The following is an 18,944-nucleotide window of genomic DNA, read 5'->3' on the forward strand; positions in this document are numbered from 1 at the left end:
ATCTATAAGTCAAGCGTTTAAGTGCTACCGCAGTTAGCCACCACTGCTGCGGCAACAAAATCCAAGTTTCGGGAGAGTTAAGAACATGGGCAAGATTATCGGTATCGACCTGGGGACCACCAACTCGTGCGTCTCCGTGCTGGAAAACGGCAAGGCCAAAGTCATCGAAAACGCTGAGGGCGCGCGTACTACGCCGTCGATCATCGCTTACGCCAATGATGGCGAGATTCTGGTTGGCCAGTCGGCCAAGCGTCAGGCAGTGACCAATCCGCATAACACCCTGTACGCGGTGAAGCGTCTGATCGGTCGCAAGTTCGACGAAGAAGTCGTTCAGAAAGACATCAAGATGGTGCCTTACAAAATCGCCAAGGCTGACAACGGCGACGCCTGGGTTGAAGTGAACGGCCAGAAAATGGCGCCGCCACAGATTTCGGCTGAAATCCTCAAGAAAATGAAGAAAACCGCCGAAGATTACCTCGGCGAAGCGGTGACTGAGGCGGTCATTACTGTTCCTGCCTATTTCAACGACAGCCAGCGCCAGGCGACCAAAGACGCCGGCCGCATCGCGGGCCTCGACGTAAAACGTATCATCAACGAACCGACCGCGGCCGCTCTGGCCTACGGTATGGACAAGGCCAAGGGCGATCACACCGTGATCGTTTATGACCTGGGTGGCGGTACCTTCGACGTTTCCGTGATCGAAATCGCTGAAGTCGACGGCGAGCACCAGTTCGAAGTACTGGCAACCAACGGTGACACGTTCCTCGGTGGTGAAGACTTCGACATCCGCCTGATCGACTACCTCGTCGACGAGTTCAAGAAAGAAAGCGGCATGAACCTCAAGGGTGACCCGCTGGCCATGCAGCGCCTGAAAGAAGCCGCTGAAAAAGCCAAGATCGAACTGTCCTCGAGCCAGTCGACCGACGTGAACCTGCCGTATATCACGGCAGACGCCACCGGTCCTAAGCACCTGAACGTAAAAATCTCCCGTTCCAAGCTCGAAGCGTTGGTGGAAGACCTGGTTCAGCGCACCATCGAACCTTGCCGCATTGCGATGAAGGATGCCGGTATCGACGTTGGCGCCATCAACGACGTGATCCTGGTCGGCGGTCAGACCCGTATGCCGCTGGTTCAGAAACTGGTCACCGATTTCTTCGGCAAAGAAGCGCGTAAGGACGTGAACCCGGACGAAGCCGTTGCCATGGGTGCTGCTATCCAGGGCGCTGTTCTGGCCGGCGACGTGAAGGACGTTTTGCTGCTCGACGTCAGCCCGCTGACCCTGGGTATCGAAACCATGGGTGGCGTGATGACCGCGCTGATCGAGAAAAACACCACGATTCCTACCAAGAAATCCCAAGTGTTCTCGACGGCCGACGACAACCAGGGCGCCGTGACCATCCACGTGCTGCAGGGTGAGCGCAAGCAGGCTGCCCAGAACAAGTCCCTGGGCAAGTTCGACCTGGCTGAGATTCCACCGGCGCCACGTGGCGTGCCGCAAATCGAAGTGACCTTCGACATCGACGCCAACGGCATCCTGCACGTCGGCGCGAAAGACAAGGCCACTGGCAAGACCCAGTCGATCGTGATCAAGGCCAACTCCGGTCTGTCCGAGGAAGAAATTCAGCAGATGGTTCGCGATGCTGAAGTCAACGCCGAGGAAGACCGCAAGTTCGAAGAGCTGGCCAGCGCCCGCAACCAGGGCGATGCCCTGGTGCACTCGACTCGCAAAATGATCGCTGATGCTGGCGAGAAAGTGACCGCGGAAGAGAAAACCGCCATCGAAGCGGCTGTGGTTGCCCTTGAAGCTGCCGTCAAAGGCGACGACAAGGCGGCCATCGAGGCCAAGATCGAAGAGCTGTCCAAGGTCTCCGCGCCAGTGGCTCAGAAGATGTACGCCGAACAGGGTCAACCTGCCGAAGGCGCGGCTGCGCAGGACGAATCGGCCGAGAAAGCCGACGACGTCGTTGACGCCGAGTTCGAAGAAGTGAAAGACCACAAGTAATCGCTTGTTGGTCGACCGGTTGACTGCATTTGTGCGGTGGCTGGTAGGATGTCGCCGCGCGGGAGCTTGCTCCCGCGTTGGCGTGTCTGGAACCAGTGAATTTTTACAGCATGCGACAGTGTTCGGGTGTTGGCGGTGTGTTCGGGAATGCTCCTGCTTTCCGACGATGGACGCCGCGTTTTGGCCGGGGCCCTGGCTGAAAGATATATGACCAGGATCGTTGAATTGACGTGAGTTGGGTCCGGGCCTGTATTGGGGCTCAACGAGTTTGGCAAGGTTCAGGAGAGGTTTGCCAGACGTCCTATAAGAGTGCAAAGACTAATGGCAAAGCGTGACTTTTACGAAGTGTTGGGTGTCGAGCGGGGGGCCAGCGAGGCAGACCTGAAGAAGGCTTATCGTCGCCTGGCGATGAAGCACCACCCGGACCGTAATCCCGGCGACAAAGCGTCGGAAGAGATGTTCAAGGAGGCCAACGAGGCCTACGAAGTACTGTCCGATTCGAGCAAGCGCGCGGCTTACGACCAGTACGGTCATGCCGGCGTCGATCCAAGTATGGGTGGCGGTGGTGCCGGTTTCGGCGGTCAGAACTTTTCCGATATTTTCGGTGATGTGTTCAGCGATTTTTTCGGTGGCGGTCGCGGCGGTGCCCGTGGCGGCGCCCAGCGTGGCAGTGATCTGCGCTACACGCTGGAGCTGAACCTGGAAGAGGCGGTGCGCGGTACCACCGTCAATATCCGTGTTCCGACACTGGTCAATTGCAAGCCGTGCGATGGCTCGGGCGCCAAGAAGGGTTCTTCGCCCGTGACATGCCCAACCTGCGGCGGGATCGGCCAGGTTCGCATGCAGCAGGGCTTCTTCTCGGTGCAGCAGACCTGCCCGCGTTGCCATGGCCAAGGCAAGATCATTTCCGATCCGTGCGACTCCTGCCATGGCGAAGGGCGTGTCGAAGAGTACAAGACGCTGTCGGTCAAAGTGCCGGCGGGTGTTGACACCGGTGACCGCATTCGCCTGTCCGGCGAAGGCGAGGCGGGCGCCCTGGGCGGCCCGACTGGCGACCTGTATGTGGTCATCAACGTGCGCGAGCATGCGATTTTCCAGCGCGACGGCAAGCACCTGTTCTGCGAAGTGCCGATCAGCTTCGTCGATGCGGCCTTGGGTGGTGAGCTTGAGATCCCGACCCTCGACGGTCGCGTCAAGCTGAAAATTCCCGAGGGCACGCAAACCGGCAAACAGTTCCGGATCCGTGGCAAAGGCGTCGCGCCAGTGCGTGGCGGTGGTGCGGGTGATCTGATGTGCCGCGTGGCGGTGGAGACGCCGGTCAACCTGGGTCGGCGTCAGCGTGAGCTGTTGGAGGAGTTTCGCAGCTCGCTGGCGGATGACAACAGCCACTCCCCGAAAACCACCGGTTGGTTCGAAGGCGTGAAACGCTTCTTCGGCGACCTGTAAGGAGTTCGCATGCGACGTATAGCTGTGATGGGCGCTGCGGGGCGCATGGGGAAGGCGCTGGTCGAGGCGGTGCAGCAGCGCTCGCCGCTTTCCGGCCTGACGGCGGCCATCGTTCGGCCCGACAGCACGCTGGTGGGTGCTGATGCGGGTGAGCTGGCCTCCCTGGGGCGTATCGGCGTGCCGATGTCTGGCGGCCTGGAGAAAGTGCTCGACGAGTTCGATGTCCTGATCGATTTCACCCTGCCGGAAGTGATGCTGAAAAACCTTGCGATCTGCCGCAAGCACGGCAAGGCCATGGTGATCGGCACGACGGGGTTGGATGCCGCGCAAAAGCAGTTGCTGGCCGATGCGGGCAAAGATATTCCGATCGTGTTCGCCGCGAACTTCAGCGTAGGCGTGAACCTGTCGCTGAAGCTGCTGGACATGGCGGCTCGGGTCTTGGGTGACGATGCGGATATTGAAATCATCGAGGCGCATCATCGGCACAAGATCGACGCGCCTTCGGGAACGGCTTTGCGCATGGGTGAGGTGATTGCCGATGCGCTGGGGCGTGACCTGCAGGAAGTGGCCGTGTATGGGCGTCAGGGGCACACCGGTGCTCGTGAGCGCAGCACCATCGGTTTCGCCACTGTGCGCGGTGGTGATGTGGTGGGCGACCACACCGTGCTGTTCGCCACTGAAGGCGAGCGCCTGGAGATCACCCACAAGGCGTCGAGCCGGATGACTTTCGCCAAGGGTGCCGTTCGTGCCGCGCTGTGGCTGGATGGCCGCGAGCCTGGTTTGTACGACATGCAGGACGTTCTCGACCTGCGTTGATGCCCTTAAGTATGGGGTTCAGGTTATACTGAGCCCCCGTTTTACACCGCCTCGCGACGCCCTGTCGCATTCCCCTGCCTTTAAGGCTCATTAGCGGTGGACCAAAAAAGCCTTTTTCTGTAAGCTACAGCTTTAGTGTGTCCACTAAAAGCGCGCAGAATAATTCAGTGAACAAGCGGGGTGACGTGTCCATACGTCACTCCGCTTTTTTACAACCTGCGATCGCCCTTTCAGGCTTTATTTACGGGAGGTCTTCTTGACTAAGCCAGCCATACTCGCCCTTGCTGATGGCAGCATTTTTCGCGGCGAAGCCATTGGAGCCGACGGTCAGACCGTTGGTGAGGTGGTGTTTAACACCGCAATGACCGGCTATCAGGAAATTCTTACCGATCCTTCCTACGCCCAACAAATCGTTACCCTGACTTACCCGCACATCGGCAACACCGGCACCACGCCGGAAGACGCCGAGTCTGATCGTGTCTGGTCCGCCGGCCTGGTCATCCGTGACTTGCCGCTGGTAGCGAGCAACTGGCGTAACACGATGTCCCTGTCCGATTACCTGAAAGCCAACAATGTCGTGGCGATCGCCGGTATCGACACCCGTCGCCTGACCCGCATCCTTCGGGAAAAAGGCGCGCAGAACGGCTGTATCATGGCCGGCGACAACATTTCCGAAGAGGCGGCCATCGCCGCTGCCCAGGGCTTCCCTGGCCTCAAGGGCATGGACCTGGCAAAGGTCGTCAGCACCAAGAAGCAGTACGAATGGCGCTCCACGGTCTGGGACCTGAAGACCGACAGTCACGCGACGATCGAGGCTTGCGAGCTGCCTTACCACGTGGTGGCCTACGACTACGGCGTCAAGCTGAACATCCTGCGCATGTTGGTCGAGCGTGGTTGCCGCGTCACCGTAGTGCCGGCCCAAACCCCGGCTGCCGACGTCCTGGCCCTCAAGCCCGATGGTGTGTTCCTGTCCAACGGCCCGGGTGATCCGGAGCCTTGCGACTACGCGATCCAGGCGATCAAGGACGTGCTGGAGACCGAGATCCCGGTATTCGGTATCTGCCTCGGTCACCAGCTGCTGGCCCTCGCTTCGGGCGCCCAGACCTTGAAGATGGGTCATGGCCACCACGGTGCCAACCACCCCGTGCAGGACCTGGACACCGGCGTGGTGATGATCACCAGCCAGAACCACGGTTTTGCGGTGGACGAAGCCACCCTGCCGGCCAACGTGCGCGCGATTCACAAGTCGCTGTTCGACGGCACGCTGCAAGGTATCGAGCGTACCGACAAGAGCGCGTTCAGCTTCCAGGGCCACCCTGAAGCGAGCCCGGGCCCGAACGATGTGGCTCCGCTGTTCGATCGCTTCATCAACGAGATGGCCAAGCGACGCTGACCGCGAGAAGCCCGAGGGCGGCCCCGAGCGCGGCGGCCCCTTCGGGCGCTTCAAAGATTGTTCGACGGCCTAGCCGACTGACCTGCGGATTTGAGTGACAAACCCATGCCAAAACGTACAGACATAAAAAGCATCCTGATTCTCGGCGCTGGCCCGATCGTGATCGGCCAGGCCTGCGAATTCGACTACTCCGGCGCCCAGGCCTGTAAAGCCCTGCGCGAAGAGGGCTACCGCGTCATCCTGGTGAACTCCAACCCGGCCACCATCATGACCGACCCGGCCATGGCCGACGCCACCTACATCGAGCCGATCAAGTGGCAGACCGTTGCCAAGATCATCGAGAAGGAGCGCCCGGACGCGCTGCTGCCGACCATGGGTGGCCAGACTGCGCTGAACTGCGCCCTGGACCTGGAGCGCGAAGGCGTCCTGGAGAAGTTCGGTGTGGAAATGATCGGCGCCAACGCCGACACCATCGACAAGGCCGAAGACCGTTCGCGCTTTGACAAGGCGATGAAATCCATCGGCCTGGACTGCCCGCGTTCGGGCATCGCCCACAGCATGGAAGAGGCCAACGCCGTCCTGGAGCGCCTCGGCTTCCCGTGCATCATCCGTCCGTCCTTCACCATGGGCGGCACCGGTGGCGGTATCGCCTACAACCGTGAAGAATTCGAAGAAATCTGCGCCCGTGGTCTCGACTTGTCGCCGACCAAGGAACTGCTGATCGACGAATCCCTGATCGGCTGGAAAGAATATGAAATGGAAGTTGTCCGCGACAAAAAGGACAACTGCATCATCGTCTGCTCCATCGAGAACTTCGATCCGATGGGCGTGCACACGGGTGACTCGATCACCGTCGCACCAGCCCAGACCCTGACCGACAAGGAATACCAGATCCTGCGTAACGCCTCCCTGGCGGTCCTGCGTGAGATCGGCGTGGAAACCGGCGGTTCCAACGTCCAGTTCGGCATCTGCCCGAACACGGGTCGCATGGTGGTCATCGAGATGAACCCGCGGGTATCCCGTTCGTCGGCCCTGGCTTCCAAGGCCACCGGTTTCCCGATTGCCAAGGTCGCTGCCAAGCTGGCCGTGGGGTACACCCTGGACGAATTGTCGAACGACATCACCGGCGGCAAGACCCCGGCGTCCTTCGAACCGTCCATCGACTATGTCGTTACCAAGCTGCCACGTTTTGCCTTCGAGAAGTTCGCCAAGGCCGATGCCCGCCTGACTACCCAAATGAAGTCGGTCGGTGAAGTCATGGCCATCGGCCGGACCTTCCAGGAATCCCTGCAGAAAGCTCTTCGCGGTCTGGAAGTGGGCGTCTGCGGTCTCGATCCGAAGCTGGACCTAGCCGACCCGGAAAGCATGGGCGTGCTCAAGCGCGAGCTGACCGTGCCGGGCGCCGAGCGTATCTGGTACGTGGCCGATGCCTTCCGTGCCGGCATGACCGTCGAGCAGATCTTCGGCATGAACATGATCGACCCTTGGTTCCTGGTACAGATCGAAGATCTGATCAAGGACGAAGAGCGGGTCAAGACCCTGGGCATGTCCAGCATCGACCGCGACATGATGTTCCGCCTCAAGCGCAAAGGCTTCTCCGACATGCGCCTGGCCAAGTTGCTGGGTGTGACCGAGAAGAGCTTGCGCGCGCATCGCCACAAGCTGGAAGTGTTCCCGGTCTACAAGCGCGTCGACACTTGCGCGGCCGAGTTCGCCACCGACACCGCGTACCTGTACTCCACGTACGAGGAAGAGTGCGAAGCTGCGCCATCGACTCGCGACAAGATCATGATCCTGGGTGGCGGTCCTAACCGGATCGGCCAGGGCATCGAGTTCGACTACTGCTGCGTACACGCGGCACTGGCCCTGCGCGATGACGGTTACGAGACCATCATGGTCAACTGCAACCCGGAGACCGTCTCCACCGACTACGACACTTCCGATCGGCTGTACTTCGAGCCAGTGACCTTGGAAGACGTGCTGGAAATCGTTCGTGTCGAGAAGCCAAAAGGCGTGATCGTCCAGTACGGCGGCCAGACCCCGCTGAAACTGGCGCGCGCCCTTGAAGCCGCCGGCGTGCCGATCATCGGCACCAGTCCGGATGCGATCGACCGCGCCGAAGACCGTGAGCGCTTCCAGCAGATGGTCGAGCGCCTGAACCTGCGCCAGCCGCCAAACGCTACCGTGCGCAGCGAAGACGAAGCGATTCGTGCCGCCGCCAAGATCGGTTACCCGCTGGTGGTGCGTCCGTCCTATGTGCTGGGCGGCCGTGCGATGGAAATCGTCTATCAAGAAGACGAGCTCAAGCGCTACCTGCGCGAAGCGGTCCAGGTCTCCAATGACAGCCCGGTGCTGCTGGATCACTTCCTCAACTGCGCCATCGAAATGGACGTGGACGCGGTCAGCGACGGCAAGGACGTGGTGATTGGCGCGATCATGCAGCACATCGAACAGGCGGGCGTTCACTCCGGTGACTCCGCTTGCTCGCTACCGCCTTACTCGCTGCCGGCGCACATCCAGGACGAGATGCGCGATCAGGTCAAGAAAATGGCCCTGGAGCTGGGCGTCATCGGCCTGATGAACGTGCAACTGGCCCTGCAGGGTGAAGACATTTACGTCATCGAGGTCAACCCGCGCGCTTCCCGGACCGTGCCGTTCGTCTCCAAGTGCATCGGTGTTTCCCTGGCGATGATCGCTGCACGGGTCATGGCTGGCAAAACCCTGAAGGAACTGAATTTCACCAAGGAAATCATTCCGAACTTCTACAGTGTGAAAGAGGCGGTCTTCCCGTTCGCCAAGTTCCCTGGCGTCGACCCGATCCTCGGCCCGGAGATGAAGTCCACCGGTGAAGTGATGGGTGTGGGCGATACCTTCGGTGAAGCCTTCGCCAAGGCTCAGATGGGCGCCAGCGAAGTGTTGCCGACTGGCGGCACGGCGTTCATCAGCGTGCGTGATGACGACAAGCCACTGGTTGCAGGCGTGGCCCGTGATCTGATCAACTTGGGCTTCGAAGTGGTCGCCACTGCCGGTACTGCCAGGCTGATCGAAGAGGCAGGCCTGAAAGTGCGTCGTGTGAACAAGGTGACCGAGGGGCGTCCGCACGTGGTCGACATGATCAAGAATGACGAAGTCACGCTGATCATCAACACCACCGAAGGTCGTCAGTCGATTGCTGACTCCTATTCCATTCGTCGCAATGCACTGCAGCACAAGATCTACTGCACCACGACCATTGCTGCGGGCGAAGCGATCTGCGAAGCGCTCAAGTTCGGTCCCGAGAAGACTGTGCGTCGCTTGCAGGATCTACATGCAGGATTAAAGGCATGAGCATAACCAAGTACCCGATGACTGTTCAGGGCGCGAAGGCCCTGGAAGAAGAGCACGCTTTGCTGACCAAGGTCGAGCGCCCGCGCTTGAGCCAGGCTATTGGTGAGGCGCGCGAGCTCGGCGATCTCAAGGAAAACGCCGAATACCACGCAGCCCGAGAGGAGCAGGGGATGGTCGAGGCGCGCGTCCGTGATATCGAAGGTCGCATGCAGAATGCGGTGATCATCGATGTCACGACGATCCCGCACACCGGCAAGGTGATCTTTGGCACTACCGTGGAAATCGCCAACGTCGAGACCGATGAAAGCGTCACTTACCAGATCGTTGGTGAGGACGAGGCAGACATCAAGCTCGGCAAGATATCCGTTGGTTCGCCCATCGCTCGCGCCTTGATTGCCAAGGAAGAGGGCGATGTGGTGGCGGTGAAGACGCCTGGTGGTGTCATTGAGTATGAGATTGTCGAAGTCCGTCACATCTGAACGAAGACGCCCGCTGCGAGCGGGCGCCATGATCTGGCAGCTCACCCAGATGTTGTGGGTGGGCGGCGTCTGGTTATTGCACGTCGGTTTGCTGCCGGTGCTGGGTCGAGTAGGCCTGGCACCGCTGCTCATCGATGAAATCGCAGGCATGCTGACGGCGCTGCTGGTGGGTTTTTCCGCGGCGTGCGTAATGTTTCAGGCTTTGGTGCTGGTTCAGGCTGAGGGCCTTGCCAGTCTATGGCGCGACATTCGCGGGCAAGTGTTGCTCATGTCGTTGTACGCGTGCGGGATGTTCTTTGCGGTGCATCTGGGCTGGCCGGAGGCGAGCCAGTGGCAGGTATTCAGTTACCTGGTGCTGGGTTTTTCCGGATTAGTGCTGGTGTTGCAGCCGGTTCCCGGGTGGAGCGGCGGGGTGTGCGAGGCACACCCTTGACCCTTTGGCATCACTTGAAGCGGTGAACGTTCGACAGTTGCTTGTTGACGCTGAAGTTCTTGCGGTAAATCAGCGCCATCTTGCCGATGACCTGCACCAGGTCTGCCTTGCCGGTCTTGCACAGTTCGGCAACGGCAGCCAGGCGGGCTTCGCGGTCGAGGATGTTGAGCTTGATCTTGATCAGCTCATGATCGCTCAAGGCGCGTTCCAGTTCGGCGAGTACACCTTCCGTCAAACCGTTGTCAGCCACAGTCAAAACCGGTTTCAGATGGTGGCCAATGGATTTGTATTGTTTCTTCTGCTCTTGAGTGAGCGGCATAATCTGACCTCTGCGTCTGATCTTGTAAAAAGCGGCGGCCAGTTTACCCGAGCAAGTCCGGGACCGCCCACTTAATCACGACCCGTTTTATTTTTTAGAGGTGGCCCGTGGCCCGTTCCAAGACTAGCCAGAACTGGCTCAGAGAGCATTTCAACGATCCGTACGTCAAAATGGCGCAAAAAGATGGTTATCGCTCTCGCGCCAGCTATAAATTGCTGGAGATCCAGGAAAAGGATCGCCTGATCCGTCCAGGCATGACCGTGATCGACCTCGGCGCGGCGCCGGGCGGTTGGTCCCAGGTGACCAGTCGTCTGATTGGCGGTCAGGGTCGCTTGATCGCTTCCGACATCCTGGAAATGGACAGCATCCCTGATGTGACCTTTATCCAGGGCGATTTCACGGAAGACGCTGTGTTGGCAAAAATCCTGGAGGCTGTCGGAAATACGCAGGTTGACCTTGTGATTTCCGATATGGCCCCCAATATGAGTGGATTGGCGGCTGTCGACATGCCTCGTGCAATGTTCCTCAGCGAACTGGCTCTGGATCTTGCCGGGCGGGTTTTGCGTCCTGGTGGTGACTTTTTGATCAAGGTCTTCCAAGGAGAAGGCTTCGACGAATACCACAAGGGCATCCGTAAATTGTTCGACAAGGTGCAGATGCGCAAGCCATTGTCGTCCCGTGACCGTTCTCGCGAGCAGTATCTGCTGGCGCGGGGGTTTCGCGGTGTTGAAGGCGCAGCCAGTGATGAGCGTCTTTGACGGGGGCGATAGTTTTTTTTGTCTCGCATTGAAAAAGTCGCGTAACGAAAATTACGCGGTCAAAGTTTCACAAAGGGTTACAGACGGCGCCTGCCAGAGTCGTAGGTAATGTAGTAAGTTAGGCCGGTGAATATCATGCGAAGCGCGCGCCAGTAGCGGAGCTTGCTTCAGAGGGTAGTTAATTGAACGATATGGCAAAGAATCTGATCCTGTGGTTGATCATCGCCGCTGTCCTTGTGACCGTGATGAACAACTTCTCCAGCCCTAACGAGCCGCAGACCCTCAACTATTCCGACTTCATCCAGCAGGTCAAGGATGGCAAGGTCGAGCGCGTAGCCGTTGATGGCTATGTGATTACCGGTAAGCGCACCGATGGCGACAGCTTCAAGACCATTCGTCCGGCAATTCAGGACAATGGTTTGATCGGCGACCTGGTGAACAATCATGTGGCGGTCGAAGGCAAGCAGCCTGAGCAGCAAAGCATCTGGACCCAACTCCTGGTCGCCAGCTTCCCGATTCTGGTGATTATTGCCGTGTTCATGTTCTTCATGCGCCAAATGCAGGGCGGCGGTGGAGGCAAGGGCGGGCCGATGAGCTTTGGTAAGAGCAAGGCCCGTCTGCTTTCCGAAGATCAGGTGAAAACCACCCTGGCCGACGTCGCGGGTTGCGACGAAGCCAAGGAAGAAGTGGGCGAGCTGGTCGAGTTCCTGCGTGATCCGGGCAAGTTCCAGCGCCTGGGTGGTCGTATTCCGCGCGGCGTGCTGATGGTGGGTCCACCGGGTACCGGTAAAACCTTGCTGGCCAAGGCGATTGCCGGTGAAGCCAAGGTGCCGTTCTTCACGATTTCCGGTTCCGACTTCGTCGAAATGTTCGTCGGTGTGGGCGCCAGCCGTGTTCGCGACATGTTCGAGCAGGCCAAGAAACACGCGCCATGCATCATCTTCATCGACGAAATCGACGCCGTCGGTCGCCACCGTGGTGCCGGCATGGGGGGTGGTCACGATGAGCGTGAGCAGACCCTCAACCAGTTACTGGTGGAGATGGACGGTTTCGAAATGAACGACGGCATCATCGTGATTGCCGCCACCAACCGTCCTGACGTGCTCGACCCCGCGCTGTTGCGCCCAGGTCGTTTCGACCGCCAGGTCGTGGTGGGGCTGCCGGATATTCGCGGCCGCGAACAGATTCTCAAGGTTCATATGCGCAAGGTGCCAATGGGTGACGACGTCGCACCGGCTGTCATCGCGCGTGGTACGCCGGGCTTTTCCGGTGCCGACCTTGCGAACCTGGTCAACGAGGCGTCGCTGTTTGCTGCTCGCACCGGCAAGCGTGTTGTGGAAATGAAGGAATTCGAGTTGGCCAAGGACAAGATCATGATGGGCGCAGAGCGCAAATCCATGGTCATGTCGGAGAAAGAAAAGCAGAACACTGCGTATCACGAGGCAGGTCACGCGATCGTCGGTCGTGTCGTGCCTGAGCATGATCCGGTCTACAAGGTCTCGATCATCCCGCGCGGCCGTGCCCTGGGCGTGACCATGTTCCTACCGGAAGAGGATCGCTACAGCCTGTCCAAGCGTGCATTGATCAGCCAGATCTGTTCATTGTACGGCGGCCGTATCGCTGAAGAGATGACGCTGGGCTTTGATGGTGTGACCACTGGCGCGTCCAACGACATCATGCGTGCCAGCCAGATCGCCCGGAATATGGTTACCAAGTGGGGGCTGTCCGAGAAGTTGGGGCCGCTTATGTATGCCGAAGAAGAAGGGGAAGTGTTCCTCGGTCGTGGTGGCGGTGGCCAGCATGCAAGCTTCTCCGGCGAGACGGCCAAACTGATCGATTCTGAAGTGCGCAGCATCATCGATCAGTGCTACGGCACTGCCCGGCAGATTCTCACGGACAACCGTGACAAGCTCGATGCCATGGCCGATGCCCTGATGAAGTACGAAACCATTGATGCCGAGCAGATCGATGACATCATGGCCGGTCGCGTACCTCGCGAGCCTCGTGACTGGACAGGTGGTACTGGTACCTCCGGTACACCTCCAGCTGTACAGGGTGAGCGTCCGGAAACACCGATTGGCGGTCCGGCCGCTGATGTCTAAGGCTTGAAATGACTTCTGTTCAGTCCTCGACCCGGTTGCCTTGCGGCAACCGGGTTCTTGATTTGGCCCATGCGCATGTCATGGGCATTCTCAATGTCACGCCTGATTCCTTTTCTGATGGTGGTCGATTCAGTCAGCTCGATGCTGCGCTGCGGCATGCCGAGGCCATGGTGGTCGCGGGCGCAACGCTGATCGATGTGGGTGGCGAATCGACCCGGCCGGGCGCGCGTGCGGTCTCGCCTACCGAAGAGCTGGAGCGAGTGGCGCCGATTGTCGAACGCATCCATCGTGAACTTGATGTCATTATCTCGGTCGATACGTCCACGCCTGCGGTCATGCGTGAGACTGCGCGGCTGGGGGCGGGCTTGATCAATGATGTTCGGTCCTTGCAGCGCGATGGTGCCCTGGATGCTGCAGCGGCCACCGGGTTGCCGGTGTGCCTGATGCATATGCTCGGCGAGCCGGGGACCATGCAGAATGACCCGCACTATGATGATGTGACCAGGGAAGTGGGGGAGTTCCTGATGGAGCGTTTGGACCAGTGTGCTGCCGTGGGCATTCCCGCCGAGCGGATCATTCTTGATCCCGGATTCGGCTTTGCCAAGACACTGGCTCACAACCTGAGTCTGTTCAAACATATGGAGGCCTTGCATGCCTTGGGGCGGCCCCTGTTGGTTGGGGTCTCACGAAAGAGCATGATAGGTAATGCCTTGGGCCGCCCGGTAGGCGAGCGCCTATATGGCGGTCTCGCGCTGGCTGCGTTGGCCCTTGCCAAAGGTGCGCGCATATTGCGCGTACACGATGTGGTCGAAACGATGGATATCGTGCGGATGATCGCAGCTGTGGATTCAGCCGAATAAGAATGACGGAGCACTTATGAGCAAGAAATACTTTGGCACCGACGGTATTCGTGGTCGGGTCGGCGAATACCCTATTACCCCTGATTTCATGCTCAAGCTCGGCTGGGCGGCCGGCATGGCGTTCCGCAAAATGGGCGCTTGCAAGGTGCTGGTCGGTAAGGACACGCGAATTTCCGGCTACATGTTCGAATCGGCCCTCGAGGCCGGTCTGACGTCGGCGGGCGCCGATGTGATGCTGCTGGGCCCGATGCCGACGCCGGCCATTGCCTACCTGACGCGTACGTTTCAGGCGCAGGCGGGCATCGTGATCAGTGCCTCGCACAACCCTCATGATGACAACGGCATCAAATTCTTCTCCGGTCAGGGTACCAAGCTGCCGGATGATATCGAGCTGATGATCGAAGAACTGCTGGACACGCCGATGACGGTGGTTGAGTCGAGCAAGATCGGCAAAGTGTCGCGGATCAACGATGCATCGGGTCGCTACATTGAATTCTGCAAAGGCAGTGTGCCGACCGGTACCAGTTTTTCCGGCCTGAAAGTCGTCGTCGATTGCGCCCACGGGGCAACCTATAAAGTTGCGCCGAGCGTCTTTCGCGAGTTGGGCGCCGAGGTGGTGGTGCTTTCCGCCCAACCGAATGGCCTGAACATCAACCATAACTGTGGCTCCACTCATACCGAGGCGTTGCAGGCTGCGGTGCTGGCTGAGCAGGCCGATCTAGGGATCGCCTTCGATGGCGACGGTGATCGGGTCCTGATGGTTGATCACACCGGTACGGTGGTCGACGGTGACGAGCTGTTGTTCATCATTGCTCGCGACCTGCATGGGCGTGGCAAGCTGCAGGGCGGTGTGGTGGGTACGTTGATGAGCAACCTCGGGCTTGAGCTGGCTCTGGCGGACCTGGATATCCCGTTCGTGCGAGCTAACGTGGGTGACCGCTACGTGATCTCGGAGCTGCTGGAGCGCAACTGGGTGATCGGGGGCGAGAACTCCGGCCATATCGTGTGCTTTGACCATACCACCACAGGGGATGCGATCATTGCGGCCCTGCAAGTGTTGATGGCGCTCAAGGCGCGTAACGAAGGGCTCGCACAATCGCGCCAGGCATTGCGCAAATGCCCGCAAGTATTGATCAACGTGCGTTTCGGTGGCGGTGTAAATCCTCTTGAGCATGCGAAGGTCAAGCAGGCCAGTGAGCGTGTGACGCAGGCGATGGCGGGGCGTGGGCGTGTGTTGTTGCGCAAGTCCGGCACAGAGCCTTTGGTGCGTGTCATGGTCGAAGGAGAGGAAGAAACTCAAGTTCGCGGTTATGCCGAAGAGCTGGCAAAGCTGGTTACTGAAGTTTCTGCCTGAATTCGGCTTGCCAGTCATGAATCGGTTGGGTAACATCTGCGCCCACTTTGACCGACGAGGTACAGCATGCGTCGCCCTATGGTAGCTGGTAACTGGAAGATGCACGGTACCCGCGCCAGCGTCGCTGAGCTGATCAATGGCCTTCGTCATCTGGCCTTGCCAAGCGGTGTTGATGTCGCGGTATTCCCGCCTTGCCTGTATATCAACCAAGTGGTTGATGGCTTGAAAGGTAAATCGATTTCGGTCGGTGCGCAGAATTCTGCGGTGGAATCCATGCAAGGTGCGCTGACCGGCGAGATTGCGCCGAGTCAGTTGGTGGATGCAGGTTGCTCCCTGGTCCTGGTCGGGCATTCCGAGCGTCGCCAGATCATGGGTGAGCAGGATAAGGTCTTGATCCGCAAGTTTGCTGCGGCTCAGGCCTGCGGTCTGACTCCGGTGCTGTGTGTGGGGGAAACCCTCGAGCAGCGTGAGGCTGGCAAGACCCTTGAAGTTGTCGGGTGTCAGCTGGGCAGCATCATCGAGGATTTGGGTGTCGGTGCTTTTGCAAAGGCAGTCATTGCTTACGAGCCGGTCTGGGCCATTGGTACCGGGCTGACTGCTTCGCCGCAACAGGCGCAGGATGTGCACGCAGCCATCCGCGCACAGTTGGCGGCAGAGAATTCTGAGGTGGCACGAGGTGTGCGGCTTCTATACGGCGGCAGCGTGAAGGCGGCCAATGCGGTCGAACTGTTCGGCATGCCGGATATCGATGGGGGGCTCATTGGTGGAGCGTCCCTGAATGCAGATGAGTTCGGTGCGATTTGTCGCGCCGCGGGAAACTGAAAAAATGCTGGAAACAGTCGTAGTCGTTTTTCATCTGCTGGGTGCGCTGGGCGTAGTTGCTCTCGTATTGCTGCAGCAGGGTAAAGGTGCGGATGCTGGTGCGTCTTTCGGTGCAGGTGCTTCAAATACTGTGTTCGGAAGCCAAGGTTCCTCTACCTTTCTTAGTAAGTTTACTGCTATACTTGCCGCCGGTTTCTTCATGACCAGCTTAGGGTTAGGTTACTTTGCTAAAGAGAAAGCTCAAGAGCTGACTCAAGCAGGTTTGCCAAACCCAGCGGTACTGGAAGCGCCAAAGCAACAGCCGGCTTCTGATGATGTCCCGGTGCTTCAAGAGCAAAAGTTGGCCAATCCGGCGACTGACGTACCTCCAGCTCAAGAGCAGAAGTAAGAAGGTTTCAAACGTTGTATTGCCGAGGTGGTGGAATTGGTAGACACGCAACCTTGAGGTGGTTGTGCCCATAGGGTGTAGGGGTTCGAGTCCCCTTCTCGGTACCAATTATCAGGAGAGCCCGCGATTGCGGGCTTTCTTGTAGGTGGAAGGGTTACATTGACCCTGTAAGGGATCGGTCGTATACTTCCGCCCCAGCTTTGTCGCGGGATGGAGCAGTCTGGTAGCTCGTCGGGCTCATAACCCGAAGGTCGTCGGTTCAAATCCGGCTCCCGCAACCAGTTTCAGGGGCCCCTTCCAAGGGGCTTTTTGTTAGCTGGACACTTTATAACGCCGCTGTTCGACGGCGTTTCAGGGATGGGCGATTCGCCCATTTTTTTTTATTTGCACAGCATGCACAAACATGCACGAGGGGGTTCAGGTGTCGAGCAAGCTAGAACAGTTGCAGGCCTTGTTGGCCCCGGTGGTCGTGGCCCTTGGCTATGAATGCTGGGGTATTGAGTTTTCGGCTCAAGGTCGCCACTCACTGTTGCGCGTTTATATCGATAAGGAAGGCGGCGTGTTGGTGGATGATTGCGCCATCGTCAGCCGTCAGATCAGCGGTGTACTGGATGTTGAAGATCCAATCACCTCCGAATACACCCTTGAGGTTTCCTCGCCAGGCATGGAGCGCCCCCTGTTCACACTTGAACAGTTCGCTTCGTTTGCCGGTGAACAAGTGAAGATCAAGCTGCGCTCGCCTTTCGAAGGACGGCGCAACTTTCAAGGCCTTCTGCGCGGTGTAGAAGAGCAGGACGTCGTGGTGCAGGTAGATGACCATGAGTTTCTGTTGCCGATCGATATGATCGACAAGGCCAACATTATTCCCAGTTTTGACTGATACGTGCCAGATACTGCGGATCCCGCGGATCCAATGGCTTGCGAAAGGCGAGGCGTACGATGAGCAAAGAAGTACTGCTGGTTGTTGAGTCGGTATCCAATGAAAAGGGCGTACCGGCTAACGTTATTTTTGAAGCGCTGGAGCTGGCCCTGGCCACTGCTACCAAGAAGCGGTTTGAAGACGAAGTTGATTTGCGTGTGGAAATCAATCGCCACACTGGTGCCTACGAGACGTTCCGTCGCTGGACGGTGGTCGAGGAAGCCGACCTGGACGATCCGGCTATCGAAACCTGGCCGAGCAAGGTTGCTGAAACGCATCCGGGAGCCAAGGTCGGTGATGTAGTAGAAGAAAAAATCGAGTCCATTGAGTTCGGTCGCATCGCTGCACAGACTGCCAAGCAGGTTATTGTGCAGAAGGTTCGCGAAGCTGAGCGCGCGCAAGTCGTCGACGCTTATCGCGAACGCCTGGGGGAAATCATCTCCGGCACCGTGAAAAAAGTCACCCGCGACAACGTGATCGTCGACCTGGGCAACAACGCCGAAGCGTTGCTGGCTCGCGAAGACATCATCTCTCGCGAAACTTTCCGGGTCGGCGTGCGTTTGCGTGCGTTGCTCAAGGAAATCCGCACCGAGAACCGCGGCCCGCAGCTGATCCTGTCGCGTACCGCGCCGGAAATGCTGATCGAGTTGTTCCGCATCGAAGTGCCGGAAATAGCTGAAGGCCTGATCGAAGTCATGGCCGCCTCCCGTGATCCGGGTTCGCGTGCCAAGATCGCGGTCCGCTCCAAGGACAAACGCATCGACCCGCAAGGCGCCTGTATCGGCATGCGTGGTTCGCGTGTCCAGGCCGTATCCGGCGAGTTGGGCGGCGAGCGTGTGGACATCGTCCTGTGGGACGACAACCCGGCTCAGTTCGTGATCAATGCCATGTCGCCTGCTGAAGTGGCGGCAATTATCGTCGACGAAGATGCCCACGCCATGGACATCGCCGTTGGCGCAGACAATCTGGCTCAGGCCATCGGTCGCGGTGGTCAGAACGTGCGTCTGGCCAGCCAGTTGACTGGCTGGACCCTGAACGTGATGACCGAATCGGACATCCAGGCTAAGCAGCAAGCTGAAACTGGCGATATCCTGCGCAACTTCATCGAAGAGCTTGAAGTCGATGAAGAGCTGGCGCAGGTGCTGGTGGATGAAGGCTTTACCAGCCTGGAAGAGATTGCCTACGTACCGGTGGAGGAAATGCTCAACATCGACGGCTTTGACGAGGAGATCGTCAACGAGCTCCGCGCTCGGGCCAAGGATCGTTTGTTGACCAAAGCCATCGCTACTGAGGAAAAGCTGGCAGACGCCCATCCGGCCGAAGACCTGCTCTCGCTTGAGGGCATGGACAAGGATTTGGCGATGGAACTGGCGGTGCGCGGCGTAATTACCCGCGAAGACCTGGCCGAGCAGTCTATTGACGATCTGCTCGACATCGACGGCATTGACGATGATCGTGCCGGCAAGTTGATCATGGCCGCCCGAGCCCACTGGTTCGAGTAATTAGGCGCGGCCTGAGGAGAGAAG

Annotated in this window: 16 protein-coding genes and 2 tRNA genes; 17 read left to right on the top strand and 1 reads right to left on the bottom strand. The window is 58.9% G+C overall.

Annotated elements, in window-relative coordinates:
- The first annotated feature begins 85 nt into the window (after window positions 1-85).
- From dnaK to AACY31_RS21090, 7 genes are all read left to right on the top strand, one after another.
- Window positions 86-2,002 carry a molecular chaperone DnaK gene (dnaK, locus tag AACY31_RS21060; RefSeq protein WP_339479162.1) on the top strand — a complete coding sequence of 639 codons (1,917 nt, stop codon included), beginning with the start codon at window positions 86-88 and terminating at the stop codon, window positions 2,000-2,002.
- A gap of 321 nt (window positions 2,003-2,323) precedes the next feature.
- Window positions 2,324-3,448: a molecular chaperone DnaJ gene (gene dnaJ, locus AACY31_RS21065; RefSeq protein ID WP_339479161.1), complete on the top strand. Its 1,125-nt coding sequence runs from the start codon at window positions 2,324-2,326 to the stop codon at window positions 3,446-3,448.
- Window positions 3,449-3,457: 9 nt separating this feature from the next.
- Window positions 3,458-4,264, top strand: a complete 807-nt coding sequence (gene dapB / locus AACY31_RS21070) for a 4-hydroxy-tetrahydrodipicolinate reductase (protein ID WP_003197696.1) — start codon at window positions 3,458-3,460, stop codon at window positions 4,262-4,264.
- Window positions 4,265-4,520: 256 nt separating this feature from the next.
- Window positions 4,521-5,657 (top strand): glutamine-hydrolyzing carbamoyl-phosphate synthase small subunit, encoded by a 1,137-nt coding sequence (gene carA, locus AACY31_RS21075; RefSeq protein ID WP_339479159.1) that lies wholly within the window; start codon window positions 4,521-4,523, stop codon window positions 5,655-5,657.
- Window positions 5,658-5,762: 105 nt separating this feature from the next.
- Window positions 5,763-8,984, top strand: a complete 3,222-nt coding sequence (carB, locus tag AACY31_RS21080; protein WP_339479158.1) for a carbamoyl-phosphate synthase large subunit — start codon at window positions 5,763-5,765, stop codon at window positions 8,982-8,984.
- A gap of 2 nt (window positions 8,985-8,986) precedes the next feature.
- Window positions 8,987-9,463, top strand: coding sequence for a transcription elongation factor GreA (gene greA, locus AACY31_RS21085; protein WP_339479203.1), 477 nt, complete (start codon window positions 8,987-8,989; stop codon window positions 9,461-9,463).
- Between the two features lie 28 nt (window positions 9,464-9,491).
- A complete protein-coding gene (locus AACY31_RS21090) occupies window positions 9,492-9,896 on the top strand; it encodes an MFS transporter (RefSeq protein WP_339505048.1) in 405 nt (134 codons plus the stop codon).
- A 10-nt stretch (window positions 9,897-9,906) separates the two neighbouring features.
- Here the strand turns inward: AACY31_RS21090 and AACY31_RS21095 are convergent, their stop codons facing one another.
- Window positions 9,907-10,215, bottom strand: coding sequence for a YhbY family RNA-binding protein (locus AACY31_RS21095; RefSeq protein WP_003197704.1), 309 nt, complete (start codon window positions 10,213-10,215; stop codon window positions 9,907-9,909).
- Window positions 10,216-10,322: 107 nt separating this feature from the next.
- On the opposite strand from AACY31_RS21095, the gene rlmE reads away from it, so the two are divergent.
- From rlmE to nusA, 10 genes are all read left to right on the top strand, one after another.
- A complete protein-coding gene (rlmE, locus tag AACY31_RS21100) occupies window positions 10,323-10,973 on the top strand; it encodes a 23S rRNA (uridine(2552)-2'-O)-methyltransferase RlmE (RefSeq protein ID WP_060739222.1) in 651 nt (216 codons plus the stop codon).
- Between the two features lie 191 nt (window positions 10,974-11,164).
- Entirely contained in the window at window positions 11,165-13,075 is a 1,911-nt protein-coding gene (gene ftsH / locus AACY31_RS21105; RefSeq protein ID WP_339479153.1) for an ATP-dependent zinc metalloprotease FtsH, read from the top strand.
- 8 nt (window positions 13,076-13,083) lie between these two features.
- On the top strand, window positions 13,084-13,935 hold the full coding sequence (folP, locus tag AACY31_RS21110; protein ID WP_339479151.1) for a dihydropteroate synthase: 852 nt from the start codon (window positions 13,084-13,086) through the stop codon (window positions 13,933-13,935).
- A gap of 16 nt (window positions 13,936-13,951) precedes the next feature.
- Complete coding sequence (gene glmM, locus AACY31_RS21115; protein ID WP_339479149.1) at window positions 13,952-15,289, top strand: phosphoglucosamine mutase; 1,338 nt, start codon at window positions 13,952-13,954, stop codon at window positions 15,287-15,289.
- Window positions 15,290-15,355: 66 nt separating this feature from the next.
- Window positions 15,356-16,111, top strand: coding sequence for a triose-phosphate isomerase (gene tpiA, locus AACY31_RS21120; protein WP_339479147.1), 756 nt, complete (start codon window positions 15,356-15,358; stop codon window positions 16,109-16,111).
- Between the two features lie 4 nt (window positions 16,112-16,115).
- Window positions 16,116-16,499: a preprotein translocase subunit SecG gene (secG, locus tag AACY31_RS21125; RefSeq protein ID WP_339479201.1), complete on the top strand. Its 384-nt coding sequence runs from the start codon at window positions 16,116-16,118 to the stop codon at window positions 16,497-16,499.
- A 21-nt stretch (window positions 16,500-16,520) separates the two neighbouring features.
- A tRNA-Leu gene (locus AACY31_RS21130) sits at window positions 16,521-16,606 on the top strand.
- Between the two features lie 97 nt (window positions 16,607-16,703).
- Window positions 16,704-16,780 (top strand) — tRNA-Met (locus tag AACY31_RS21135).
- A gap of 140 nt (window positions 16,781-16,920) precedes the next feature.
- On the top strand, window positions 16,921-17,379 hold the full coding sequence (gene rimP, locus AACY31_RS21140; RefSeq protein WP_013692254.1) for a ribosome maturation factor RimP: 459 nt from the start codon (window positions 16,921-16,923) through the stop codon (window positions 17,377-17,379).
- Between the two features lie 59 nt (window positions 17,380-17,438).
- Window positions 17,439-18,920, top strand: a complete 1,482-nt coding sequence (gene nusA / locus AACY31_RS21145) for a transcription termination factor NusA (RefSeq protein WP_003177868.1) — start codon at window positions 17,439-17,441, stop codon at window positions 18,918-18,920.
- Window positions 18,921-18,944 lie beyond the last annotated feature (24 nt).

Source organism: Pseudomonas sp. RL_105y_Pfl2_101 (assembly GCF_963970585.1).
Classification (GTDB): domain Bacteria; phylum Pseudomonadota; class Gammaproteobacteria; order Pseudomonadales; family Pseudomonadaceae; genus Aquipseudomonas.